This is a genomic window from Scandinavium sp. UTDF21-P1B (assembly GCF_040750395.1).
GTDB lineage: Bacteria > Pseudomonadota > Gammaproteobacteria > Enterobacterales > Enterobacteriaceae > Scandinavium.
Map to the genome: position 1 here is coordinate 108,005 of NZ_JBFLVD010000018.1, position 26,054 is coordinate 134,058.

General features: G+C 57.2%; 17 protein-coding genes and 1 tRNA gene. 15 read left to right on the forward strand and 3 right to left on the reverse strand.

All coding sequences use genetic code 11. The annotated features are described in order from the left end of the window. Nucleotides 1-125: 125 nt before the first annotated feature. The 7 genes from eptB to dppF all read left to right on the forward strand — a co-directional run bounded on the left by eptB (nt 126) and on the right by dppF (nt 8,371). Entirely contained in the window at nt 126-1,808 is a 1,683-nt protein-coding gene (gene eptB / locus AB1287_RS15675; RefSeq protein ID WP_435618372.1) for a kdo(2)-lipid A phosphoethanolamine 7''-transferase, read from the forward strand. Between the two features lie 90 nt (nt 1,809-1,898). After that, nucleotides 1,899-1,975: transfer RNA gene (locus AB1287_RS15680), tRNA-Pro, on the forward strand. Nucleotides 1,976-2,699: 724 nt separating this feature from the next. After that, the gene (gene dppA, locus AB1287_RS15685; protein ID WP_312626840.1) at nt 2,700-4,307 is read left to right on the forward strand and encodes a dipeptide ABC transporter periplasmic-binding protein DppA; all 1,608 of its coding nucleotides are present in this window, start codon (nt 2,700-2,702) and stop codon (nt 4,305-4,307) included. A 131-nt stretch (nt 4,308-4,438) separates the two neighbouring features. After that, entirely contained in the window at nt 4,439-5,458 is a 1,020-nt protein-coding gene (gene dppB / locus AB1287_RS15690) for a dipeptide ABC transporter permease DppB (protein ID WP_312626842.1), read from the forward strand. Between the two features lie 9 nt (nt 5,459-5,467). Then, nucleotides 5,468-6,367 (forward strand): dipeptide ABC transporter permease DppC, encoded by a 900-nt coding sequence (dppC, locus tag AB1287_RS15695; protein WP_312626843.1) that lies wholly within the window; start codon nt 5,468-5,470, stop codon nt 6,365-6,367. A gap of 10 nt (nt 6,368-6,377) precedes the next feature. Further along, complete coding sequence (gene dppD / locus AB1287_RS15700; protein WP_312626844.1) at nt 6,378-7,361, forward strand: dipeptide ABC transporter ATP-binding protein; 984 nt, start codon at nt 6,378-6,380, stop codon at nt 7,359-7,361. Continuing rightward, entirely contained in the window at nt 7,358-8,371 is a 1,014-nt protein-coding gene (dppF, locus tag AB1287_RS15705) for a dipeptide ABC transporter ATP-binding subunit DppF (RefSeq protein WP_312626845.1), read from the forward strand. Before dppD ends, dppF begins: the two co-directional genes overlap by 4 nt. A gap of 65 nt (nt 8,372-8,436) precedes the next feature. Here dppF and bcsG read toward each other — a convergent pair whose 3' ends face one another. The 3 genes from bcsG to bcsE are packed head-to-tail and all read right to left on the reverse strand — an operon-like array spanning nt 8,437 to nt 11,862. Continuing rightward, entirely contained in the window at nt 8,437-10,116 is a 1,680-nt protein-coding gene (gene bcsG / locus AB1287_RS15710) for a cellulose biosynthesis protein BcsG (RefSeq protein WP_435618373.1), read from the reverse strand. After that, nucleotides 10,109-10,306 (reverse strand): cellulose biosynthesis protein BcsF, encoded by a 198-nt coding sequence (gene bcsF, locus AB1287_RS15715; RefSeq protein ID WP_435618374.1) that lies wholly within the window; start codon nt 10,304-10,306, stop codon nt 10,109-10,111. The genes bcsG and bcsF overlap by 8 nt, the downstream gene beginning before the upstream one ends. Further along, entirely contained in the window at nt 10,303-11,862 is a 1,560-nt protein-coding gene (gene bcsE, locus AB1287_RS15720) for a cellulose biosynthesis protein BcsE (protein WP_435618375.1), read from the reverse strand. Before bcsE ends, bcsF begins: the two co-directional genes overlap by 4 nt. A 217-nt stretch (nt 11,863-12,079) precedes the next feature. Between bcsE and bcsR the strand changes: the two genes are divergently transcribed. The 8 genes from bcsR to AB1287_RS15760 all read left to right on the forward strand — a co-directional run bounded on the left by bcsR (nt 12,080) and on the right by AB1287_RS15760 (nt 25,967). Continuing rightward, the gene (gene bcsR / locus AB1287_RS15725; RefSeq protein ID WP_435618376.1) at nt 12,080-12,268 is read left to right on the forward strand and encodes a cellulose biosynthesis protein BcsR; all 189 of its coding nucleotides are present in this window, start codon (nt 12,080-12,082) and stop codon (nt 12,266-12,268) included. A 10-nt stretch (nt 12,269-12,278) separates the two neighbouring features. Continuing rightward, nucleotides 12,279-13,028, forward strand: a complete 750-nt coding sequence (gene bcsQ / locus AB1287_RS15730; RefSeq protein WP_435618377.1) for a cellulose biosynthesis protein BcsQ — start codon at nt 12,279-12,281, stop codon at nt 13,026-13,028. Then, on the forward strand, nt 13,025-15,643 hold the full coding sequence (gene bcsA, locus AB1287_RS15735; protein WP_435618378.1) for a UDP-forming cellulose synthase catalytic subunit: 2,619 nt from the start codon (nt 13,025-13,027) through the stop codon (nt 15,641-15,643). The genes bcsQ and bcsA overlap by 4 nt, the downstream gene beginning before the upstream one ends. Nucleotides 15,644-15,653: 10 nt before the next feature. Next, nucleotides 15,654-17,966 (forward strand): cellulose biosynthesis cyclic di-GMP-binding regulatory protein BcsB, encoded by a 2,313-nt coding sequence (bcsB, locus tag AB1287_RS15740; protein ID WP_435618379.1) that lies wholly within the window; start codon nt 15,654-15,656, stop codon nt 17,964-17,966. A 6-nt stretch (nt 17,967-17,972) separates the two neighbouring features. Continuing rightward, nucleotides 17,973-19,079 (forward strand): cellulose synthase complex periplasmic endoglucanase BcsZ, encoded by a 1,107-nt coding sequence (gene bcsZ, locus AB1287_RS15745; protein ID WP_435618471.1) that lies wholly within the window; start codon nt 17,973-17,975, stop codon nt 19,077-19,079. Next, entirely contained in the window at nt 19,061-22,372 is a 3,312-nt protein-coding gene (gene bcsC, locus AB1287_RS15750; RefSeq protein ID WP_435618380.1) for a cellulose synthase complex outer membrane protein BcsC, read from the forward strand. Before bcsZ ends, bcsC begins: the two co-directional genes overlap by 19 nt. A 153-nt stretch (nt 22,373-22,525) precedes the next feature. Beyond that, the gene (gene hmsP, locus AB1287_RS15755) at nt 22,526-24,535 is read left to right on the forward strand and encodes a biofilm formation regulator HmsP (protein ID WP_435618381.1); all 2,010 of its coding nucleotides are present in this window, start codon (nt 22,526-22,528) and stop codon (nt 24,533-24,535) included. A 145-nt stretch (nt 24,536-24,680) separates the two neighbouring features. Further along, nucleotides 24,681-25,967, forward strand: coding sequence for a dicarboxylate/amino acid:cation symporter (locus AB1287_RS15760; protein ID WP_312626856.1), 1,287 nt, complete (start codon nt 24,681-24,683; stop codon nt 25,965-25,967). Nucleotides 25,968-26,054: the final 87 nt, after the last annotated feature.

The following is a 26,054-nucleotide window of genomic DNA, read 5'->3' on the forward strand; positions in this document are numbered from 1 at the left end:
ATGGTCTACTTGTTGCGCTTATAGACGTTTCTCATAACTGTTTCTTACGCGATTCCTTAATCTGCTTACCGTCATGCCGACGGCTAAGTCGGTTTTTTATACCCCTTTTCCCAGGGTTTGCTTGCATGAATTACATTAAATCGTTAACGCAACAGCGGCTGTGCTTGTTCCTGGCGCTGTATATCGGCCTGTTCCTGAACGGTGCCGTGCTCATCAGACGCCTGATGGGCTACCTTGAAGATCTGACGGTCAGAAATGGGATTTTTGCCGTCATCGAAATCTTTGGTTCGGTTCTCGCTACCTTCTTCCTGTTACGACTGCTCTCGCTTTTTGGCCGCCGTCCCTGGAAGGTGCTGGCCTCGCTTGTGGTGGTGATTTCCGCCGCCGCCAGCTACTACATGACGTTTATGAACGTGGTGATTGGCTACGGTATCGTTGCTTCTGTCATGACTACCGACATCGATTTGTCCAAAGAAGTGGTAGGGCGCGGCCTGATGATGTGGACCGTGCTGGCAAGCCTGCCGCCGCTGTTCTTCATCTGGAGCAACCGCTGCCGTTACACGCTGCTGCGTCAGCTTCGCACCCGCGGTCAGCGCCTGCGGAATATCGCCGTGGTGGTGATGGCAGGGCTGCTGGTCTGGGCACCGATTCGGGTCATGGAGCAGCAGCAGAAGAAAATCGAAAAAGCCACCGGCGTGGATATGCCAAGCTACGGCGGCGTAGTGGCGAACTCTTATTTGCCCTCGAACTGGCTCTCAGCACTGGGCCTGTATGCCTGGGCACAGGTGGATGAATCTACGGATAACAAATCCCTGATCAACCCGGCGAAGAAATTCACCTATGTGGCGCCGGGCCATGAGCTGGATGACACCTATGTGGTGTTTATCATCGGCGAAACCACCCGCTGGGATCACATGGGGATTCTGGGTTATGACCGGAACACCACGCCAAAATTAGCGCAGGAGAAAAACCTGGTCGCCTATCGCGGCTACTCCTGCGATACCGCAACGAAGCTCTCTTTACGCTGTATGTTTGTCCGTCAGGGCGGCGCGGATGATAATCCACAGCGAACCCTGAAAGAGCAGAATGTCTTTGCCGTTCTGAAGCAGCTTGGTTTCAGTTCCGACTTGTTCGCGATGCAGAGTGAGATGTGGTTCTACAGTAATACCATGGCCGATAACATTGCCTACCGCGAGCAGATCGGCGCCGAGCCGCGCAACCGTGGCAAAGATGTGGACGACATGCTGTTGCTGAACGAGATGTCCCGCTCGCTGGAAGGGCATCCTAAAGGTAAGCATTTGATAATCCTGCACACTAAAGGATCTCACTACAGCTACTATCAGCGCTACACCCGTGATTTCGCTAAATGGGGGCCTGAGTGCGTGGGGATTAACAAAAACTGCAGCAAGCAGGAGCTGATGAACGCCTACGACAACTCGGTGCTGTATATCGATACCTTTATCAGTCGTGTGTTTGACCAACTGCGGGATAAAAAGGCGATCGTGTTCTATGCCGCCGACCATGGTGAATCCATCAACGAGCAGGAGCATCTGCACGGTACGCCGCGCAAGCTCGCGCCGCCGGAGCAGTTCCGCGTGCCGATGCTGGTCTGGATGTCGGATAAGTATCGTGAAAACCCGGCGAATGAACAGGCGTTCCAGCATCTGAAAGCGCAGGCTGAAATGAAGGTTCCGCGTCGCCATGTGGAGCTTTACGACACCATAATGGGCTGCCTCGGATACACCTCGCCGGACGGCGGTATCAACGAAAACAGCAACTGGTGCCGCGTTCCGGCAGGCGGGAAATAGCGGGCTGGCGAGTTTCTCGCCGATCGACCTGGCTTTTGGCGAAAAGGGATTGACGGGGTAGCATCGCAGCAGTAAGATGCGCTCCGCATTCGGCGAGTAGCGCAGCTTGGTAGCGCAACTGGTTTGGGACCAGTGGGTCGGAGGTTCGAATCCTCTCTCGCCGACCACATTTGAAAAGCCGCTCTTTTGAGCGGCTTTTTTACAACTGTAGCTTGACGAGGATGAGAAGCTCCGGGGCTATCGTCGGGTGGCGGCTTCGCCTTACCCGACCTACGAAACTGCGGCCTTTGTAGGCCCGTGCAAACGCAGTGCCGCCGGGCAATATGAGCAGAATAGCAAAAACCCCCTGTTCACCCCACATCCCGCCGTCAGCTCACCGTTTTGTGACATATTCCATTGTATTTTTTTATATTTGATAAGCTCAAATCTTGCGTTACTTATGGATAAGCTCAGCATTTTCACCTGTGCGTTTTAACGTTCACGCTATTAATCGCTCAGATAATCGCCATTCTGCCAGAAATTTTTAGTATTTCGCGCAATTGTTAATCACTGGTTATTGCAAGGTGTGAAGATGATTGTGCTGCTGTTAAGCGCGTAGCATAAATTTCCCTGCTGAAAATACCCTGTCGAAGTTTTTTTAATCTTTGTCAGTGGTTTCTCACCGCTGATGTAAATCCCGGTTACCTGTATTGACGTTTGCACATCTTGTTGACAGATTGTAGGGCATGAGGGGCATTTCAGGGAGAATCTGCGCTGCTACTCAGCCGCTCTTCTGAAAGGAATCTCCAACCCTTTTAACGCCTTCGGGCACTACCGACCAGACCGGGTAAAAAATAAATAAAGGCCTGGCGGAAATACACAACAAACAAACATCACATTTGGAGCAGAATAATGAGTATTTCCTTGAAAAAGTCAGGGATGCTGAAGCTTGGTCTCAGCCTGGTGGCTTTGACCGTTGCGGCAAGCGTGCAGGCCAAAACCCTGGTTTACTGTTCTGAAGGCTCGCCGGAAGGCTTTAACCCACAGCTGTTCACCTCTGGTACGACTTACGATGCGAGTTCTGTACCGATCTATAACCGTCTGGTCGAATTCAAAACCGGTACCACCGAAATCGTCCCGGGTCTGGCTGAGAAGTGGGACGTCAGCGCCGACGGCAAAACCTACACTTTCCACCTGCGTCAGGGCGTGAAGTGGCAGGACAACAAAGATTTTAAACCGACCCGCGACATGAACGCGGACGACATCGTCTTCTCCTTCGATCGTCAGAAAAACGACAAAAACCCGTACCACAAAGTCTCTGGCGGCAGCTACGAATACTTTGAAGGCATGGGCCTGCCGGATCTGATCAGCGAAGTGAAGAAAGTGGACGACAACACCGTTCAGTTCGTGCTGACTCGTCCGGAGTCTCCGTTCCTCGCGGATCTGGCAATGGACTTTGCGTCCATTCTCTCCAAAGAATACGCAGACAACATGCTGAAAGCCGGTACGCCGGAGAAAGTAGACCTGAACCCAATCGGTACTGGTCCGTTCCAGCTGCTGCAGTACCAGAAAGACTCCCGTATTCTGTACAAAGCGTTCCCGGGCTACTGGGGCACCAAGCCGCAGATCGACCGTCTGGTCTTCTCCATCACGCCTGATGCATCCGTGCGTTATGCCAAACTGCAGAAAAACGAGTGCCAGGTTATGCCGTACCCGAACCCGGCTGACATTGCTCGCATGAAGCAGGACAAAAACATCAACCTGCTGTCTCAGGCTGGCCTGAACGTGGGCTATCTCTCCTTCAACACCGAGAAGAAACCGCTGGATGAAGTCAAAGTTCGTCAGGCGCTGACCTACGCGGTGAACAAAGAGGCGATCATCAAAGCCGTTTATCAGGGCGCTGGCGTTGCCGCGAAGAACCTGATCCCACCAACCATGTGGGGCTATAACGACGACGTTAAGGATTACACCTACGATCCGGAAAAAGCGAAAGAACTGCTGAAAGAAGCGGGCCACGCCGATGGCTTCACCATCGACCTGTGGGCGATGCCGGTTCAGCGTCCATACAACCCGAACGCTCGCCGTATGGCTGAGATGATTCAGGCTGACTGGGCGAAAGTAGGCGTGAAAGCCAACATCGTGACCTACGAGTGGGGCGAGTACCTGAAGCGTGCGAAAGCCGGTGAGCATCAGTCTGTGATGATGGGCTGGACCGGTGATAATGGGGATCCGGACAACTTCTTCGCGACCCTGTTCAGCTGTGCGGCAGCGAAAGACGGCTCCAACTACTCCCGCTGGTGCTACAAGCCGTTTGAAGACCTGATTCAGCCAGCGCGTGCGACCGACGATCACAACAAGCGTATTGAACTGTACAAGCAGGCTCAGGTTGTCATGCATGACCAGGCTCCGGCGCTGATCATCGCTCACTCCACCGTGTACGAGCCAGTGCGTAAAGAAGTCAAAGGCTATGTGGTTGATCCGCTTGGCAAGCACCACTTCGAAAACGTCTCTGTCGAATAATAAGTACCTTGCCTGATTCCCTCTCCCCCTTGGGGGAGGGAACGGGCTTCTTCTCTCCAAATTGGGGAGAGTCTGATGAGCAATACGACGTACCGTCGCCAGGCTGTACGTTATGAGAGAGAGTACGTGTTATGTTGCAGTTCATCCTCCGACGTCTGGGATTAGTCATCCCGACCTTTATCGGTATTACCCTGCTCACCTTTGCCTTTGTCCATATGATCCCCGGCGACCCGGTGATGATTATGGCGGGCGAGCGCGGTATTTCCCCTGAGCGTCACGCCCAGCTTCTGGCCGCATTGGGTCTTGATAAGCCGATGTGGCAGCAGTATCTCAACTATATCTGGGGCGTTCTGCACGGCGATTTAGGCATTTCGCTGAAAAGCCGCCTGCCGGTGTGGGACGAGTTCGTTCCACGTTTCAAAGCTACGCTGGAACTTGGCGTGTGCGCGATGATTTTCGCCGTGGCCGTGGGCATTCCCGTCGGCGTGCTGGCTGCCGTTAAGCGTGGATCCATATTTGACCATACCGCCGTGGGCCTCGCGCTGACTGGCTACTCCATGCCTATCTTCTGGTGGGGCATGATGCTGATCATGCTGGTGTCGGTGCAGCTGAACCTCGCGCCGGTATCCGGGCGTATCAGCGACTCGGTGTTCCTCGACGATACGCTGCCGTTGACGGGCTTCATGCTGATTGATACCGCCATCTGGGGCGAGCCGGGCGACTTTATCGACGCGCTGGCACACATGGTGCTGCCTGCGGTGGTGCTCGGCACCATCCCGCTGGCGGTCATCGTGCGTATGACCCGTTCGGCGATGCTGGAAGTGCTCGGTGAAGACTACATCCGTACCGCGCGCGCCAAAGGCCTGACCCGTATGCGCGTCATCATCGTTCATGCGCTGCGTAACGCGATGCTGCCGGTGGTTACCGTTATCGGCCTGCAGGTCGGCACGCTGCTGGCCGGCGCCATCCTGACCGAAACGATTTTCTCCTGGCCGGGCCTTGGGCGCTGGCTGATTGATGCCCTGCAGCGCCGTGATTACCCGGTCGTTCAGGGCGGCGTCCTGCTGGTGGCGACGATGATTATCCTCGTTAACCTGCTGGTCGACCTGCTGTACGGCGTGGTGAACCCGCGTATTCGTCATCGGAAGTAAGGGGCCATCATGTCACAAGTCACTGAATCTAAAGTTGCTGCACCGGTGCCTATGACCCCGTTGCAGGAGTTCTGGCACTACTTTAAACGTAATAAAGGCGCAGTCATCGGGCTGGTGTATGTCGTCGTGGTGATGTTTATCGCGATCTTCGCCAACTGGCTGTCGCCGTACAACCCGGCGGATCAGTTCCGTGATTCGCTGCTGGCTCCGCCGTTCTGGCAGGAAGGCGGCAGCTTCGCGCATCTGCTGGGCACCGATGACGTGGGTCGCGACGTGCTCTCGCGTCTGATGTACGGCGCCCGCCTGTCGCTGCTGGTGGGTTGTCTGGTGGTGGTGCTGTCGCTGGTGCTGGGGATTGTCCTCGGTCTGGTGGCGGGCTACTTCGGCGGCATCGTCGATAACATCATCATGCGTGTCGTCGACATCATGCTGGCGCTGCCGAGCCTGCTGCTGGCGCTGGTATTGGTGGCGATTTTCGGCCCGTCCATCGGCAACGCCGCGCTGGCGCTGACCTTCGTGGCCCTTCCTCACTACGTGCGCTTGACGCGTGCCGCAGTGCTGGTGGAAGTGAACCGCGACTACGTCACCGCTTCCCGCGTGGCGGGCGCCGGCGCAATGCGCCAGATGTTCGTCAATATTTTCCCAAACTGCCTCGCGCCGCTGATTGTTCAGGCGTCGCTCGGCTTCTCGAACGCCATTCTCGATATGGCCGCTCTTGGCTTCCTTGGCATGGGTGCGCAGCCGCCAACACCGGAGTGGGGCACCATGCTCTCCGATGTGTTGCAGTTCGCGCAAAGCGCCTGGTGGGTCGTGACCTTCCCGGGTCTCGCTATCCTGCTGACGGTGCTGGCATTTAACCTGATGGGCGACGGTCTGCGTGACGCGCTGGATCCCAAACTGAAGCAGTAAGAGGCACGAGATGGCGTTATTAAATGTAGATAAATTATCGGTGCACTTCGGTGACGAAGGCACCCCGTTTCGCGCCGTGGACCGCATCAGCTATAGCGTAAAGCAGGGCGAAGTGGTCGGTATCGTGGGTGAATCCGGCTCCGGTAAATCCGTCAGCTCGCTGGCGATCATGGGGCTGATTGATTACCCGGGCCGCGTGATGGCGGAAAAACTGGAGTTTAACGGTCGCGACCTGAAGCGCATTTCCGAAAAAGAGCGCCGTCAGCTGGTGGGCGCGGAAGTGGCGATGATCTTCCAGGACCCGATGACCAGCCTGAACCCGTGCTACACCGTCGGCTACCAGATTATGGAAGCCATCAAGGTACACCAGGGCGGCAATAAGAAAACGCGCCGTCAGCGGGCCATCGATCTGCTGAATCAGGTCGGTATTCCCGATCCGGCATCGCGCCTGGACGTTTATCCGCACCAGCTTTCCGGCGGGATGAGCCAGCGCGTAATGATCGCGATGGCGATTGCCTGTCGGCCAAAGCTGCTGATCGCCGATGAGCCGACGACGGCGCTCGACGTGACCATTCAGGCGCAGATCATCGAGCTGCTGCTGGAGCTTCAGCAGAAAGAGAACATGGCGCTGGTGCTGATCACTCATGACCTGGCGCTGGTAGCGGAAGCGGCACACAAAATCATCGTGATGTACGCAGGCCAGGTAGTGGAAACCGGGGCCGCGCAGGATATCTTCCGCGCGCCGCGGCATCCATACACCCAGGCGCTGCTGCGCGCGCTGCCGGAATTTGCGCAGGACAAAGCCCGTCTGGCCTCGCTGCCGGGCGTGGTGCCGGGCAAGTATGACCGCCCGAACGGCTGCCTGCTTAACCCGCGTTGCCCGTATGCGACAGACAAATGCCGCACGGTAGAACCTGAACTGAATCTGGTGGACAACGGTCGCCAGTCGAAATGCCACTTCCCACTCGATGATGCCGGGAGGCCAACCCTATGAGTACGCACGAGGCCACCTCGCAGCAGCCGCTGTTGCAGGCTATCGACCTGAAAAAACACTATCCGGTGAAGAAGGGCATGTTTGCTCCGGAGCGCCTGGTAAAAGCCCTTGATGGGGTTTCATTCACCCTTGAGCGCGGGAAAACGCTGGCGGTGGTCGGGGAATCCGGCTGTGGGAAATCCACGCTGGGTCGTCTGCTGACGATGATTGAAGTCCCGACCGGCGGCGAGCTCTACTATCAGGGCCAGGATCTGCTGCAGCACGATCCGCACGCCCAGAAGCTGCGCCGCCAGAAAATCCAGATTGTCTTCCAGAACCCGTACGGTTCGCTGAACCCGCGTAAGAAGGTGAGCCAGATTCTGGAAGAGCCGCTGCAAATCAACACTACGCTCAGCAAAGCGGAGCGCCGGGAAAAAGTGCTGGAGATGATGGCGAAAGTCGGCCTGAAAACGGAGCACTACGATCGCTATCCGCACATGTTCTCAGGCGGCCAGCGTCAGCGTATCGCCATCGCGCGTGGTCTGATGCTCGATCCGGACGTGGTGATCGCCGACGAACCCGTGTCTGCGCTCGACGTTTCCGTGCGTGCACAGGTGCTGAACCTGATGATGGATTTGCAGCAGGATATGGGGCTGTCTTACGTCTTCATCTCTCACGATTTGTCGGTGGTGGAACACATCGCCGATGAAGTGATGGTGATGTACCTGGGCCGCTGCGTGGAGAAGGGCACCAAGGATCAGATCTTCAACAATCCTCAGCATCCGTACACTCAGGCGCTGCTGTCCGCGACGCCGCGTCTGAACCCGGACGAGCGCCGCGAACGCATTAAGCTGACCGGCGAGCTGCCAAGCCCGCTGAATCCGCCGCCGGGCTGTGCGTTTAACGCGCGCTGCCGTCGTCGTTTCGGGCCGTGCACGCAGCTTCAGCCACAGCTGAAAGACTACGGCGGCCAGCTGGTGGCTTGTTTTGCTGTGGATCAGGATCAAAACGCCGAGAAGCCGCTGGTGTAGCGATTCAGGCTAAAGAAAAAAAACCGGAGCCATGTCATGCGCTCCGGTTTTTTTATGCTTCATGATTACTGCGGATAAGGCACCCAGTCGCCGCCGTTCAGGCGCACGTACGGTTTGCCCTGATACTGAATCACCACGGCGTTGGAGTTCTCCGATACCGGCGCGGTTTGCGGCAGGTTACTGGTGTATTCATCCCAGTTCACGCTGTCGGCGGTAAACATCTTGCCGTCGACGGCACGGGCTACCAGTTCCGACACCGCCAGCAGGCTGCTTGGCTGATCGATTTCAATCGCCGCGCCCTGATGCGGTGCCTTCAGGCCGAAGAATTTAATGGCCGTTGGCACGTTGGTGATGTGCGGGCTTGGGATATCACGCAGGCCGGAAACCTGCATTTTATCGCCCTTCAGCGCGCCACCGTGTTCCGGCACTATCACTACCATCACTTTGCGGCCCGACTTTTCCAGCTCGTTAAAGAAGGTATTCAGTTCATCGAACATCTTCTGGGCACGCACTTTATAGTCTGCGGTTTTGCTTTGTCCTGCGAAGTGGTTGCCGTCATGCAGCGGCAGAGTGTTGTAGAAGGTCGCGGTGCGGGCACCTGGTTCCTTCAGCTCTCCCTCATTCCAGTGCTGCAATACGGCGAGATCGTCATAGACCGGCGAGCCGTCGAAGGCGACAAGGCTCTGCTGCAAGCCTTTCTGATCCATCAGCGGAGCCTGCATATCGCCGTAGTTGCGCATCTCTTTCAGGAAGTCGCCGAACACGCCGTTGTGGCCGAGCATCAGCTGCGTTTTAAAGCCCAGCGCCGCGAGGTTATCGAACAGGTAGCACTGCTTGCTCGCCGGAGAGTAGAGATCGGTATGCGACGCCTGACCGCAGCTTGCGCGCAGCAGACGAATCGCCGCCGGGCCGCTGTAGGAGGTCGCAGAGTTAAAGTTTTTGAATACGATATCGAAGTGCGACCACAGCGGGTGCTGCATCAGGCCTGCGGCTTCGATGTCATCCCAGGAGAGGGAGCAGATGTTAATCACCAGCAGCTCAAAGGGTTGCGCATCGGCGGGCAGCGAGGCCGGGAAGGGGGTCTGCCGCTTCTGCTCTGCCGCATAGAAGCTCGAAAGCCAGGCGTTCAGGTTAGCTGACGTTGGCGGGGCGGTTTGCGCCGGGATATCGCCAACCACCGGTTTGGCGTTGGCCGTTGCGACGGTGGCTGCCGCGGTCGCGCCTGAGGTCGTTACGGTGCCGGTTGGTTGACCCCCGGGGAACAGCGTAAAGCTCGGGCCGACAAGCGTGATGAAGTTAAGCCAGACCATGATCAGCACGGTAAACACCGTGACGCGCACCCACTGGGATAAAAACAGCCAGGCGACCAGCAGTACGAAGAACAGCCCGACCATCTGCCAGTTGATAAAGCGAGTCACCAGATCAACGAGATACCCCATGCTGAAGCCCGCGACCTCCGAACCCTGGCTCAGGATACTTTCCGGGCCGGGCAGCCAGGTGTCATGCCAGAAGAGGGCGAAGCCTATCGGAATGGCAATCCAGTGGCGGAGCTTGTGCAGCTTGCTGTTGGGGATTGGCAGCAGCAGGAACGCCATAAATACCAGGTTCTGCATGGCGTGAAAATTGAGATAGCCCGCCCACAGCAGGCCGAACTTTGCCAGAAAGTAGAAGTTCCAGCCGGAAAGGCCGCGCCAGTATTGCCAGAATGACGACGGGGAAACGGCGGTGTGAGTTGGGTTAGTCATCGTTTTGTTTTGCCTTGGCGTTTACTTCCCGGCGCAAAATGCCTGCCGGTTTAACGTAACGGGGTCTGAAAAATATCAACCGGAGGGTGGTTTCAATGCGACGCAGGAAATGACGTGCCATATATCCCAGCGGGAAAAAGATCAGAGCGCATAATATAACCAATTGAATAATATCAGTAATTGACATCATATGGGCTCTTCTCCTTGCGCATCAGCCAGGCGTCGTGGTTCCGGATAGCGCCGCCAGCTGCGGCCATTGTGGATGGCATTCACTACGGTGTTCTTTTTGGTTGTTAGCGGCAGCGGCGCAGTCCAGCGATCGGCAGTGACCGCCTGCATCTGAACAATTTCTGCGGTGATCTGTTTATCCTCGAACCAGATCACGCGATTGGAGAAAATATCGCCCGTCGGCAAGGGGAAAATGTGGTTCAGGGCGGTGTCCAGATCGTTAATGCGGCAGAAGGTTAAGAACATCACCAGCCGGTTGTCGCCAATGGTCATGATGTCGCCGACGCGGTTGGGGCGGCATAGCGTCAGCGCCTGTTCGACGCGCAGGCCCGGCACGGGGCGCAGCGCCACCATCACCCCTTTATTATCGGCAGGCAACAGTGGATTGTTCATGATGTTGTGCACGGCCTGGCAGAAGGTGTCCCATTTTTGATAGCCACGCAGTTTCAGCGGCTGAGTCATTGCCAGCAGCGTGCTGATTTCGTCCGGTACGTGGCGCTGGAACTGCTGCTTCTGCACGCTTTCAATCAGCGTCAGGCAGCGCGAGAGAGGGGCGTTCCAGGGGATGACCAGGTTTGCGCCGCAGCCAAGCAGCAGGCGTTCATCCGTAGCGCGCAGGCTTGCGGTAATTTCTCGCACCACAATTTTCATGGCGCTGCCGCGCTGGCGGCGCAGGGTGTGAATATCGTGCGCCAGCTGTTCTATCTGGCTGGTCTGCTCCACGGTGAAAATGACGGTAGCGGCCTGAGCGGAGCGGGCGGCGTTGAAGACGGCATCGTTGGTGTCAAAGACGGACCAGTATTCGGACAGCGGCGGTGCGCCTTCGAGCGCGCTATTGGTCGAGAGCACATCTTTCTCATCGCTGCGTGGCTGAACGACGGCCTCTTGCTGTTCCGCCAGCTGCCAGGTGTTTCCCTTATAGCTCACCTCAAGCTGCTGGCGAGCACTGACGCCTTTTTCATTGGTCCAGAAAGCGATGTCGAAAAGATGGCTGTCGCCCTGAAAACGCAGACTGGCGAGACCGGCGAGAGATTGATATTCCGCCATCAATAGTGAAAGTTGTGAGTCTGTATTGTTACCGGGATTTAAAAGAAGTAACGAGCAACGATAGTATTTGGCCCAGCTCTGGGCATTATTTAGCCATTTCTTGATTTTCTCTGCCCCGATATTCTGCCAGACATCATTGGAGCACAGAAGGATAAATAAATATCCTGTCGGATCTAATGAACAAAGTAGATCCCGGCGTAGCGAGTATAGACCACTTTCATTTTTTGGCATGTTGAAAAGACGTATTTTTTCAGGACCGTGAGATGCATTTAGTTTTACTATCTTGTGCGGCTTTTCTCCCATTGTAATCGCGGCGATTTTGGCGGCAGAAGGCTGTGCCGAAATCGTCTGATTCATCAGGCTCACGGCATCTTCGCGACGTTCAACATTAATCCACCACACGCCACCCAGCGGCATATGACTGACTTCGTCCCATAAGGACTGGATTCCAAGTGAAAATACAGGGTCCACGGTGTCCCTCGTGTGCAAATATGGCTATCTATTAGTTTACTAGCAAAAGGGTCAGATTAAACCTAACATTGAAATTAAAGAGTAACAGATTTAGCATGTAAACGAATTTCCTGGTCGGACATAGTGTATCTAAAAGGTGAACTCGTGTTTTGGTTTCTTGAGTCCGGGAAATGTCCGCCACGTTTATCCAAGTACTGTCCGATAAAGGGTCAATGATATGTCTGAAAATGAACTCCGGACACCGTCAGATACTACGCCTGGTTACACCTTCCAAAATGATTTTTTGGCTTTAAGTCGGGCATTTTCATTGCCTGAAATAGATTACACCGATATTTCCCAACGCGAGCACCTCACCGCCGCATTCAAGCGTTGGCCATTGCTGGCAGAGTTTGCGGAACAAAAATAAGGAAGCCAGAATGGCCATTTTGGGTTTGCAGGGCCTGCGAGGCGGCACGGGAACGACGTCGCTGACCGCCGCGCTTGGCTGGGCACTACAGATGCTTGGCGAGTCCGTCATCGTGATGGATGCCTGCCCGGACAACATGCTGCGCTTTTTTTTCAACGATGATATTGCCCATCGCGACGGCTGGGCGCGTGCGCTTTTAGACAATAAAGAGTGGCGTGATACGGGGATGGGGTACACTTCTCAGCTCGATTTTCTCCCTTTTGGTCAGCTATCTGTTACGGAACGCGTAAATATCCCTCTTTTGTCCCCGCTGAACCAGGCTGCAGAGATTGTGCGGACGCTGCAAAAACAGCGCCCGCATCAGTGGTTACTCATCGACCTGCCTCATGAAGTGACGCCATGGACGCAGCCGCTCGTCGAAGCCTGCCAGCACGTACTGACGATCGTTAATCCAGATGCCAACGCCCATATTCGCCTGCATCAGCAGGCGTTACCTAAACACGGGCACATTCTTATCAACGATTTGCGTATCGGTAGCCATATTCAGGACGATCTTTATCGCATCTGGCTTAAGAGCATGCCGCGCATGTTGCCGGTGGTCGTTCATCGGGATGAAGCCATTGCCGAATGCCTGGCTGCGAAGCAGCCGCTGGGTGAATATCGCAGCGATGCTCTGGCGGCGGAAGAGGTCGTCACACTCGCTAACTGGTGCCTGATGCACTATGCCGGCATGCATGCAGGCGTGGAGCAGACAACATGATTCGCCTCACCGCTCTGCTGCTGGCCCCTGAAGCCGGGGCGCGGTTGCGTGCGCGTTACCTTGACTACCGTCAACATAAAGCCTCGTGGCTCGCGGCGACGATGGGCTGCCTGTGGGTGGCACTGGCCTGGATCTTCCTCCCCCTGGAACTCCCGCGCTGGCAGCGCATTCGTGCAAACCATGCCGCATTTTATCCGCACATTAACGCCCATCGCCCGCGGCCTCTCGACCCGCTGCGCTATCTGTTGCAAAGCCTGTGGCTGGTGGTGACCCGGCCCGTTGACGAGAAGAAAAATGTCGACTGGAAAAGGCTGAAAACCATGACCAGCGCGCGTGGGCGCTACCATCAATGGATGGAAGATTTGCCTGAAAGGATGAGCAAGAAAACTGCCCACCTTGACCATAAAAAAGAGCTGGCGCACGTCAACCCAAAAACGCGAAAAATCATTCTTGGGGTTGTGGTGTTCTGTTCACTGCTGCTGGCGTTGGTCTGCGTGACGCAGCCGTTTAACCCGCTGTCGCAGTTTATCTTCCTGCTGCTGCTGTGGGGCGTGGCGCTGCTGGTACGCCGGATGCCGGGGCGCTTCTCGGCGCTGATGTTGGTGGTGCTGTCGCTTACAGTCTCCTGCCGCTACATCTGGTGGCGCTACACCTCGACGCTGAACTGGAATGACCCCGTGAGCCTGGTGTGCGGCCTGACTCTGCTGTTCGCCGAGGCTTACGCCTGGATAGTGCTGGTGCTCGGGTATTTCCAGGTTATCTGGCCGCTGAACCGCATGCCGGTGCCGCTGCCGAAAGACATGGCGCTTTGGCCGTCGGTGGATATCTTCATCCCGACCTATAACGAAGACCTGAACGTGGTGAAAAACACCGTGTACGCGTCGCTCGGGATTGACTGGCCGAAAGACAAACTCAAAATCTGGATCCTCGATGACGGTGGGCGCGAAGAGTTTCGCCAGTTTGCCAAAGACGTTGAAGTGGAATACGTTGCGCGAACGACCCATGAGCATGCAAAAGCAGGCAACATCAATAACGCGCTGAAGCTGGCGAAAGGGGAGCTTGTTTCCATCTTCGACTGTGACCACGTGCCGACGCGCTCCTTCCTGCAAATGACCGTCGGCTGGTTCCTGAAGGACAAAAAACTGGGCGTCATGCAGACGCCGCATCACTTTTTCTCTCCCGATCCGTTTGAACGTAACCTCGGGCGCTTCCGTAAAACGCCCAACGAAGGCACGTTGTTCTACGGTCTGGTGCAGGACGGCAATGACATGTGGGATGCGACGTTCTTCTGCGGTTCCTGCGCGGTGATCCGCCGTGGGCCGCTGGATGAAGTCGGTGGTATCGCCGTGGAGACTGTTACCGAAGATGCGCACACGTCGCTGCGCTTACACCGTCGTGGCTATACCTCTGCCTACATGCGTATTCCACAGGCGGCGGGGCTGGCGACAGAAAGCCTGTCAGCACACATTGGGCAGCGTATTCGCTGGGCGCGCGGGATGGTGCAAATTTTCCGTATGGATAACCCGCTGTTTGGTAAAGGCCTGAAGTGGCCACAGCGCCTCTGCTATGCCAACGCCATGCTCCACTTCCTCTCCGGCGTGCCGCGGCTTATCTTCCTGACCGCGCCGCTGGCGTTTCTGCTGCTGCATGCCTACATCATTTACGCACCGGCGCTGATGATTGCTCTTTTCGTCCTGCCGCACATGATTCATGCGAGCCTCACCAACTCGAAGATTCAGGGCAAATACCGCCACTCGTTCTGGAGTGAAATCTACGAAACCGTACTGGCCTGGTACATCGCGCCGCCGACCATTGTGGCGTTGATTAACCCGAAAATCGGCACTTTTAACGTGACGGCGAAGGGCGGCCTGGTGAAAGAGGAGTATGTCGACTGGGTGATTTCACGGCCCTATCTCCTGCTGGTTATCCTCAACCTGGTTGGCGTAGCCATGGGCATCTGGCGTTATTTTACCGGCCCTGAGAATGAAATTTTGACCGTCTGGGTCAGTATCGTGTGGGTGTTCTATAACCTGATTATCCTCGGCGGCGCGGTGGCGGTGTCCGTGGAAAGCAAACAGGTGCGTCGTTCCCACCGCGTCGAGATGAGAATGCCGGCGGCGATTGCCCGCGAAGACGGACATCTCTTCTCCTGTACGCTGCATGATTTTTCTGACGGCGGCGTCGGCCTGAAAATTAACGGTAAGGCGCAGGTGCTGGAAGGACAGAACGTCAGCCTGCTGCTCAAACGCGGCCAGCAGGAGTACGCCTTCCCGATGCAGGTCACTCGTGTATTCGGTAGCGAAGTTGGCCTGAAGCTGCTGCCGATGTCGACGCAGCAGCATATTGATTTTGTTCAGTGTACGTTCGCCCGCGCCGATACCTGGGCGCTGTGGCAGGACAGCTATCCGGAAGACAAACCGCTGGAAAGCATGCTGGACATTTTGAAACTGGGGTTCCGTGGCTATCGCCACCTTGCGGAGTTCGCGCCGCCTTCGGTGAAATTTATCTTCCGATCGCTTCTCTCTCTCGTCGCCTGGATTGTCTCTTTCATACCGCGTCGCCCGGAGCGCAGCGCGGTAACGACACTCCGTGAACCGGCACTGGCTCAACAATGATGACTATACGATGAAAAGAAAACTTTCCTGGATGTGCGCAGCGGCTGTGGGCATGAGCGCTTTGGTCCCCGTGACCACCTTCTCTGAAACTACGGTGGCGACCCCCGCGACGGTCGACCCCACCATTACCGACCCTGCGGCGGTCAATGCTGACGCCGCTACCGCACCTGCGGTGGTTGAAAGCTCTCCGTCGCGGGACGTGAAGCTCAGCTTTGCGCAGATTGCGCCCGCGCCGGGCAGCATGGTGCTGAGAGGCTCAAATCCAACCGGTTCGGTGCAGTTTGGCACCCGCAGCGATGAGGTGGTGTCGAAAGCGCTGCTGAACCTCGTCTATACGCCATCGCCATCGCTGCTGCCGGTGCAGTCGCAGCTGAAGGTTTATCTCAACGAAGAGTTGATGGGCGTCCTGCCTGTCACCAAAGAGCAGCTGGGCAAAAAAGTGATGGCTCAGGTGCCGGTCGATCCGCTCTACATTACCGACCTGAACACCGTGCGGCTGGAGTTTGTCGGCCACTACCGCGACGTATGTGAAAACCCGGCCAGCACCACGCTGTGGCTGGATGTGGCGCGTAACACCTCGCTGGATTTGACCCTCCAGCAGCTGGACGTGAAAAACGACCTGTCCCACTTCCCGATCCCGTTTTTCGACGCCCGCGACAATCGCCAGCTCAATCTCCCGATGGTCTTTGCAGGCGCGCCTGACAGCACTCAGCAAAAAGCCGCGGCGGTCATCGCCTCCTGGTTTGGCGCACGAGCAGGCTGGCGCGGGCAGACATTCCCGGCGCTGTATAACCAGCTGCCGGACAGAAACGCCATCGTCTTCGCCACCAACGATAAGCGCCCGGACTTCCTGCGTGATTATCCGCAGGTGCAGGCTCCAACCATCCAGATGATTAACAACCCTGAAAAGCCATATCTGAAGCTGCTGGTGATTTTCGGGCGTGACGACAAAGACCTGCTCCAGGCGGCGGAAGGTATTGCGGCGGGCAATATTCTGTTCCGTGGCGACACCGTCACCGTCGACGAAGTGAAGTCGCTGCTGGCGCGTAAACCCTACGATGCGCCGAACTGGGTGCGCACCGACCGCCCGGTCACCTTCGGCGAACTGAAAACTTACGATCAGCAGCTGCAGTCCAGCGGGCTTGAACCGGCGTCGATCACCCTGTCGTTAAATCTGCCACCGGATCTCTATCTGATGCGCAGCAACGGCATCGATATGGATCTGAAATATCGCTACACCCAGCCGGCTATCAAAGACAGCTCGCGGATGGATATCAACCTCAATAACCAGTTCCTGCAGTCGTATAACCTGAGCAGCAGCGATGAAACGAAGGGCCTGCTGCTGCGTCTGCCGATTGTGCAGGGGCTGCTGGACGGCAAAAATGAAGTATCGATTCCGGCGCTGCGCCTGGGGGCCGCCAACCAGCTGCGCTTCGACTTCCAGTACATGAACCCGATGCCCGGCGGAACCATTGAGAACTGTATAACCTTCCAGCCGGTGAAAAATAACGTAGTAATTGGTGACGATTCCACGATCGATTTTTCTGACTACTATCACTTCCTGGCGATGCCGGATCTGCGTTCGTTTGCCAACGCGGGCTTCCCGTTCAGCCGCATGGCGGATCTCTCCGATACGCTCATCGTGATGCCGAAGGATCCGACGCAGGGCCAGGTCAGCACGATGCTGGACACCGTAGCAACCATCGGTGGCCAGGTCGGTCTGACCGGCGCAAACCTGAAGCTGACCGACGATCCTGTCGAGATGCAAAAGCATGATGCAGACATCCTGCTCATCGGTAAGATCCCGGAAAAACTGAAAGACGACCGCCATATCGACCTGCTGGTCAATGCTACCCAGAGCTGGGTGAAAACGCCGCAGCGGCATAACGAGCTGGCCTCGGTAAGGCTCGACGATGACGAACGTCAGCCGATGGCGCAGGCTACCGTCAGTTCGAAAGGCCCGATGGCCGCGATCGTTGGCTTCCAGTCGCCGTACCACGATCAGCGCAGCGTCATCGCCCTGATGGCCGACAGCCCGCGCGGCTTTGAGCTGCTGAACGATGCACTGAACGACAGCGGCAAGCGTGCGGCGATGTTTGGCTCCGTTTCGGTGATTCGTGAGTCCGGTGTGAACAGTCTGCGCGTGGGCGATGTCTATTACGTTGGCCATCTGCCGTGGTATGAGCGCGTGTGGTTTGCGCTCTCCAACCACCCGATTTTATTGTCCATTCTTGCGGCGCTGAGCGTTGTGCTGCTGGCGTGGGTGCTGTGGCGACTGCTGCGTATCCTGAGCCGCCGCCGCCTGGATCCGGATGATGAGTAAAAGATGATGAAAGGCGTACGCCAGGGATCCCTCGCGCTACTTCTGCTGGCTACGTTGCAGGCCTCAGCCGCCTGCGACTGGCCCGCGTGGCAGCAGTTTAAACAGGATTATATCAGCGACGGCGGCCGGGTGATTGACCCGAGCGACGCCCGCAAAATTACCACTTCGGAAGGGCAGAGCTACGCGCTGTTCTTTGCCCTGGCCGCCAACGATCGTGAGGCGTTCGCCTCGCTGTTCAACTGGACGCAGAACAATCTGGCGGAGGGCGATTTAAAAGCGCGTCTGCCCGGCTGGCTGTGGGGCAAAAAAGGGAACGACAGCTGGACGGTGCTCGACGGCAATTCCGCGTCTGACGCCGACGTCTGGATTGCCTGGTCGCTGCTGGAAGCAGGCCGCCTGTGGAAGATGCCGGACTACACCGCGACCGGCAAAGCGCTGCTGTCGCGTATTGCCAGTGAAGAAGTGGTGAAGGTGCCGGGGCTGGGTTCAATGCTGCTGCCGGGCAAGGTCGGCTTCGCGGATGACGCGGGCTGGCGCTTCAATCCCAGCTATCTTCCGCCGCAGCTTGCCAGCTACTTCGTACGCTTCGGCGCGCCGTGGAATGCGCTGCAGGCCACCAATTTACGCCTGCTGCTGGAAACCGCACCGAAAGGCTACTCGCCCAACTGGGTGCGCTTTGACAAGAAAAAAGGCTGGCAGCTGAAGCAGGACAAGACGCTTGTTGGCAGCTATGACGCCATCCGCGTTTATCTGTGGACCGGCATGCTTAATGATGCCGATCCGCACAAGGCGCGGCTGCTGGCGAAGTTCAGGCCGATGGCGACCCAAACAGAAAAGGCGGGGCTACCGCCTGAAAAAATTGATATTGCCACCGGGAAGGTGGAGGGCAACGGCCCGGTGGGCTTCTCTGCCTCGCTGCTGCCGTTTCTGCAAAATCGCGATGCCCAGGCGGTACAACGCCAGCGTGTCGCCGATCGTTTCCCCGGCAATGACGCCTATTACAGCTATGTTCTGACCCTGTTCGGGCAAGGATGGGATCAACATCGTTTTCGTTTCACCGCCCGCGGTGAACTTCTACCTGACTGGGGCCAGGAATGCGTAAGTTCTCATTAAGTTTACTCAGCCTTTCGCTCGGCATGACGCTGATGCCCCTGGCGCACGCCGATTCGTCGGCGCAACAGCAGCTGCTGAACCAGGTACGTCTTGGCGAGGCGGCTAAACGTGACGATTTGGTGCGCCAGTCGCTCTACCGTCTTGAGCTGATTGCGCCGGATGACCCGCAGGTGATTGCCGCCCGCATGCGCTATGAGCTGCGCCAGGGCGATACCGCGGGCGCGAAAAAGCAGCTCGATCGTCTCAAAACCCTCGCGCCGGATTCTGATGCCTATAAAACCTCGCTGAGCGAGATGCAGATATCCAGCGGCGATGGCCGTCAGGCGCTGCAGCAGGCGCGTTTGCAGGTCACAACCGGGCATATCCCTGAGGGGATCGCGCTGTATGACAAGCTGTTCAACGGCACGCCGCCGGACGGCGATTTGGCCGTTGAGTACTGGACGGCGGTGGCGGGTTTGCCGGCCCGCCATAACGAAGCGGTCAATAAACTCAAAGCCCTGAATGCCCGATCGCCGGGCAACGTCCAGCTACAGACGACGCTTGCCAAAATGCTGTTCAGATATAATCGCAACGACGAAGGCTACGCGATGCTTGAGCAGATGGCGAAGTCTAACGCCGGGCGCGGCACGGCGGCAGACATCTGGTACGATCAAATCAAAAACCAGCCGGTCAGCGACGCCAGCGTGAAATCCCTCCAGCGTTTTCTGACGCTCTTCACCACCGGCGACCTGGCCGACGAAGCGCGCGGGCAGCTTGCGAATCAGCAAAAACAGCTCGCCGATCCGGTATTCCATGCCAAAGCGCAGCAGCAGGCGAAAGCCGCAGAAGTGGCGAAAGTGGATGCCAGCAAGCCGCAGGCCTGGCAAATCGTCTGGCCGCTGATTCGCAAAGGCGATGCGGCGCTCAAAACAAATCATCTCGATCAGGCACAGCGTTTTTATCAGCAGGCGCAGCGCGTGGACGGCAGCAACAGCTACGCGGTGCTGGGGCTTGGCGATGTGGCGATGGCGCGCAAAGACAGCGCTTCGGCCGAGCGCTACTACCAGCAGGCTTTGCGCCTGGACCGTACCAACAGCAGCGCGGTGCGTGGCCTGGCGAATATTTATCGCGGCGAGTCGCCGGAAAAGGCGACGGCGTTTATTAACGGACTTTCCGCCAGCGAGCGTAAAAGCATTGACGATATCGAGCGCAGCCTCACTAATGACCGCCTGTCGCAGCAGGCTGAAGCGCTGGAAAGCCAGGGACGCTGGGCGCAGGCGGCGGAAATTCAGCGTCGTCGGCTGGCCCTCAACCCCGGCGATGTGTGGGTAACGTATCGCCTGGCAAAAGATCTCGCCAGCGCCGGGCAGCGCAGCGAAGCGGATAATTTAATGCTGAATCTGGCGAGGCAGAAATCGGGCGATCCGGATCAGGTCTATGCGTACAGCCTGTATCTTTCCGGCAACGGGCAGGATATGGCTGCGCTGTCGCATCTCAACCGGCTTCCGAAGAGCCAGTGGAACGATAACATTCGGGAGCTGGACAACCGGTTACAGGCCGATCGGATCCTGCAAAAAGCCAATCTGCTGAGGGATAACGGTCATGAAGAGCGGGCGATTGCTCTGCTGAAACAGCAGCCTCCGTCCACGCGGTTTGATTTGACGCTGGCGGACTGGGCGCAGCAGCGCGGCGATACGGGCACCGCCGTCACTCAGTACAGCGCGGTACTGGCGAAAGAGGCCACTAACGACGATGCTCGTCTTGGCCTTGCAGAAGTGTATGCCGCCGATGGCAATCAGGCTGCGGCTCGTGAACAACTGGCCCAGGTTAAAACCCCTGCCGCGAATGAGACGCCGTCGCTGAATACGCAGCGCCGCATGGCAATGGTGAATGCCAGCGTTGGCGATAATGCGAAAGCACAGCAAATCTTCAACAGCATTGTGCCGCAGGCCAAAGCGCAACCCGCCTCCATGGAGAGTGCGCTGGTGCTGCGCGATAATGCGCGTTTCCAGGTCGGGAGCGGCGATCCTCAGCGGGCGCTGGAAGGCTATAAAGATGCAATGGTTGCCGCTGGCATCACGCCAACCCGACCTCAGGATAACGACAGCTTTACCCGCCTGACCCGCAACGACCCAAAAGACGACTGGCTTAAGCGCGGCGTGCGCAGCGATGCCGCCGATCTCTATCGTCAGCAGGACGTGAACGTGACCCTGGAGCACAACTATTGGGGCTCCAGCGGTACCGGCGGCTATTCGGATCTCAAAGCGCACACCACCCTGCTTCAGGTGGACGCGCCGCTGGCGGATGGCCGGATGTTCTTCCGCAGCGATTACGTCAACATGAACGCCGGGAATTTCTCTACCGAAAGCGGCGGCGGCTATTCGCCGAAGTGGGGTACCTGTTCTGAACTGACCTGTTTTGGCGGCGACAAGAGCCAGAGCGACAGGGGCGCGAGCGTTGCAGTAGGCTGGCGCAACGATACCTGGAACATGGATATCGGCACCACGCCGATGGGCTTCGACGTGGTCGATGTGGTCGGCGGCCTGAGCTACAGCGACAGCATTGGCTCCCTCGGCTATACGCTGGAAGGCCACCGCCGTCCGATCTCCAGCTCGCTGCTGGCGTTTGGCGGGCAGAAAGATCCTAATACCGGCACTACCTGGGGCGGCGTGCGCGCCAATGGCGGCGGCGTCAGCCTGAGCTACGACAAAGGCGAAGCCAACGGCGTCTGGGCTTCCTTAAGCGCCGACACGCTGACCGGTAAAAACGTGGAAGATAACTGGCGCGCTCGCTGGATGGCGGGGTATTACTACAAAGTCATCAACGAAAACGATCGCCGGGTCACCGTCGGCCTGAGCAACATGATCTGGCACTACGACAAAGACCTCAGCGGCTACACGCTCGGCCAGGGTGGGTATTACAGCCCGCAGCAGTATCTGTCGTTTGCGGTACCGGTGAACTGGCGTCAGCGTACGGAAAACTGGTCCTGGGAGCTTGGCGGTTCGGTATCATGGTCACACTCGAAGACCAACGCCCAGGCGCGTTATCCGCTGCAAAACCTGCTGCCCGCCAATTTTGAAGGCGGCAGCATCGTTGATGAAGGCAGCAGCAGTAGCGGCACCGGCTACACGGCCCACGCGCTTATCGAGCGGCGCGTGACGTCGAACTGGTTTGTCGGCGCGGCGATAGATATTCAGCAGGCGAAGGATTACACCCCAAGCCATGCGTTACTGTATGTGCGTTATTCTGCCGCGGGCTGGCAGGGGGATATGGATCTCCCACCGCAGCCGTTAATCCCTTACGCGGACTGGTAAACAGATTCGCCTTAAATACGTTTTCTGCCATCCCGATGAGCAGTCTCTTAGCGTATAATGTGCCGAAAATCACGTAACGCCGGGCTTAACTATGCTAACCCGGCGTTATCGTGATGCGCCTGAGGGCGTGGTTTTACTCTGGGGAGAGTTCATTTGCGCGTCAGTCGCTCACTCACAATTAAACAAATGGCCATGGTGGCAGCTGTCACCATGGTGTTCGTGTTCGTCTTTTGTTCCATTTTGATGTTCCATTTTGTGCAACAAAACCGTTATGCCACTGCCACTCAGCTGGAAAGCGTCGCCCGCGCCGTCCGCGAGCCGCTCTCGGCCGCCATCCTGAAAGGCGAGATCCCCGAAGCCGAAATGATTTTGGGCCGAATTAAGCCCGCCGGGATCGTGAGCCGCGCCGACGTCGTGCTGCCGAACCAGTTCCAGGCGCTGCGGATGCGCTTTATGGAAGAGCGCCCGGTGCCGGTGATGGTGACTCGCCTGTTCGAGCTGCCGGTGCAAATTTCTCTGCCCCTCTATTCGCTGGAGCGCCCGGCCAACCCGCAGCCGCTGGCCTATCTGGTGCTACAGTCGGACTCTTATCGCTCTTACAAATTCGTCATGAGCGCCCTTGCGACGTTAGTGACTGCTTACTTACTTTTAGTGTTGATGTTGACCGTGGCCATCACCTGGTGCATCAACCGGCTAATCGTAAGGCCACTGCGTGCGCTGGCCCGCGAGCTGAATGATGTTCCGCCGCAGGAGCGTGTCAGTCATCAGCTGACGGTGCCGCGCCTGCATCATGATGATGAGCTGGGCATGCTGGCGCGCAGCTATAACCGCAATCAGCAAATCATTCTGCGACAGCACGAAGAGCTGCTCAGTCATTCCACTCGCTCTCCGGTTTCGCATCTGCCGAACAAAGCGTTTTTGCTGGCGCTGCTTGAGCAGACAGTCGCTCATAAAGAAACTACTGCGCTGATGATCGTTGCCTGTGAAACCTTGCAGGACACCGCGGGCGTGCTGCAGGAGAGCCAGCGCGAGATGCTGCTGCTGACGCTGGCGGAAAAACTTAAATCAGTGATTTCGCCGCGCATGGTGCTGGCGCAGGTCAGCGCCTATGACTTCGCGATTCTGGCGCACGGCGTGAAAGAACCCTGGCATGCGATTACATTAGGTCAGCAAGTACTCACTATCGTAAATGAGCGTCTGCCGTTACAGGGCATTCAGCTGCGCCCAAGCGCCAGCATCGGGATCGCGTTGTTTCACGGCGACCTGAGCGCTGAGCAGCTCTATCGTCGGGCCATTTCTGCCGCCTTTACCGCCCGTCGCAAGGGTAAAAATCAAATTGAATTTTTCGATCCCGCGCAGATGGAAAAAGCGCAGCAGCGGCTGACCGAAGAGAGCGATATTCTTTCCGCCCTCGACAATCAGCAGTTCGCCGTGTGGCTGCAGCCGCAGATTGATATCACCAGCGGCAAGGTGTCCAGCGCCGAAGCGCTGCTGCGTCTGCGCCAGGCGGACGGCAGCTGGGAACTCCCGCCCGATTTGATTGAGCGCATCGAATCCTGTGGACTGATGGTCACCATCGGCTACTGGGTGCTGGAAGAGGCGTGCCGCCAGCTGGCAGCGTGGCAGAGCCGCGGCATTATGCTGCCGCTGTCGGTGAACCTCTCGGCCCTGCAGCTGCTGCATCAGGATATGGTAGCCGATATGCTTGAGCTGCTGAATCGCTATCGCATCGCGCGAGGCACCCTGGTGCTTGAAGTCACTGAAAGCCGTCGTATTGACGACCCGAAAGCTGCCGTTGCCATTCTGCGCCCGCTGCGAAACGCCGGGGTGCGGATTGCGCTGGATGATTTTGGCATGGGCTACGCGGGGCTGCGCCATCTTCAGCATATGAAGTCGCTGCCGGTGGATATCCTCAAAATCGATAAAATCTTCGTTGAGTCGCTGCCGGATGACACCAGCATGGTATCGGCAATTATTCAACTGGCCCGTAGCCTGAATCTGAGTATTGTGGCGGAAGGTGTGGAAACGCAGGCCCAGCTGGCGTGGCTGAAGTCGGCCGGCGTGGACGTTGCTCAGGGCTTCCTGTTTGGCCGCGCAACGGCGCCGGATGTGTTTGAAGAGACCTGGCTCTCATCTTTCCGGACGGATGATGCAAGCGCGTAATTGCGTTGCGCGCTTGCGCGAGCCAGCTCAAAGTTTTTAACATTTTCTGCATGATTTGTTTCTGCATTGTTTACTGGATGTTATTTTAAAGCCGCAGGCGAATAAAAACCCTACGTAGCCTGTGGTTTTATCTTAAGGACATCCTATGAAAACCTCTCTGTTTAAAAGCCTCTATTTCCAGGTCCTGACGGCGATTGCAATCGGTATTCTGCTCGGCCACTACTACCCGGAACTGGGCGCGCAAATGAAGCCGCTTGGCGACGCCTTCGTTAAGCTCATCAAAATGGTTATCGCTCCCGTTATCTTCTGTACCGTCGTCACCGGCATTGCAGGGATGGAGAGCATGAAAGCCGTCGGCCGTACCGGCGCGGTGGCACTGCTCTATTTTGAAGTGGTCAGCACGCTGGCGCTGATTATCGGCCTGATTATCGTCAACGTCGTGCAGCCGGGTGCGGGCATGAACGTCGACCCGGCGACGCTGGATGCGCATGCGGTGGCGGTCTACGCCGAGCAGGCAAAAGATCAGGGCGTCGTCGCCTTCCTGCTGGATGTGATCCCGTCGAGCGTGATCGGTGCGTTTGCCAGCGGCAATATCCTTCAGGTCCTGCTGTTTGCGGTGATGTTCGGCTTTGCCCTGCATCGTCTGGGCAACAAAGGCCAGCTGATTTTCAACGTGATTGAAAGCTTCTCGCAGGTCATCTTCGGCATCATCAACATGATTATGCGTCTGGCCCCGATTGGCGCTTTTGGCGCGATGGCGTTCACCATCGGCAAATATGGCGTCGGCACGCTGGTGCAGCTCGGCCAGCTGATTATCTGCTTCTATATCACCTGTATCCTGTTCGTGGTGCTGGTGCTGGGTTCCATTGCCCGGGCGACCGGCTTTAACATCTTTAAGTTCATCCGCTACATCCGCGAAGAGCTCCTGATCGTGCTGGGTACGTCCTCTTCCGAATCTGCGCTGCCGCGCATGCTTGATAAGATGGAAAAGCTGGGCTGCCGTAAATCGGTAGTCGGGCTGGTGATCCCGACGGGTTACTCGTTCAACCTCGACGGAACCTCTATCTACCTGACGATGGCGGCGGTGTTTATCGCCCAGGCCACCAACAGCCACATGGATATTTTCCATCAGATCACGCTGCTTGTGGTGCTCCTGCTCTCTTCTAAGGGGGCCGCCGGAGTGACGGGCAGCGGCTTTATCGTGCTGGCCGCGACGATTTCCGCAGTGGGCCATCTGCCGGTGGCGGGCCTGGCGTTGATTCTGGGCATTGACCGATTCATGTCAGAAGCGCGCGCGCTGACCAACCTGGTCGGCAATGGCGTGGCGACTATTGTGGTGGCCAAATGGGTGAAAGAGCTGGATTCGAAGAAGCTGGACGACACGCTCAATAACCGCATTCCCGCTGAGAAAGCACAAGAAATTTCCCAATAATCCCGCAACTTATCCCTCATATCTGCCCGTAGTCACTTGATGGACTACGGGCTCCTGCGCATAATTGACCATATTTTTCGTAGAACG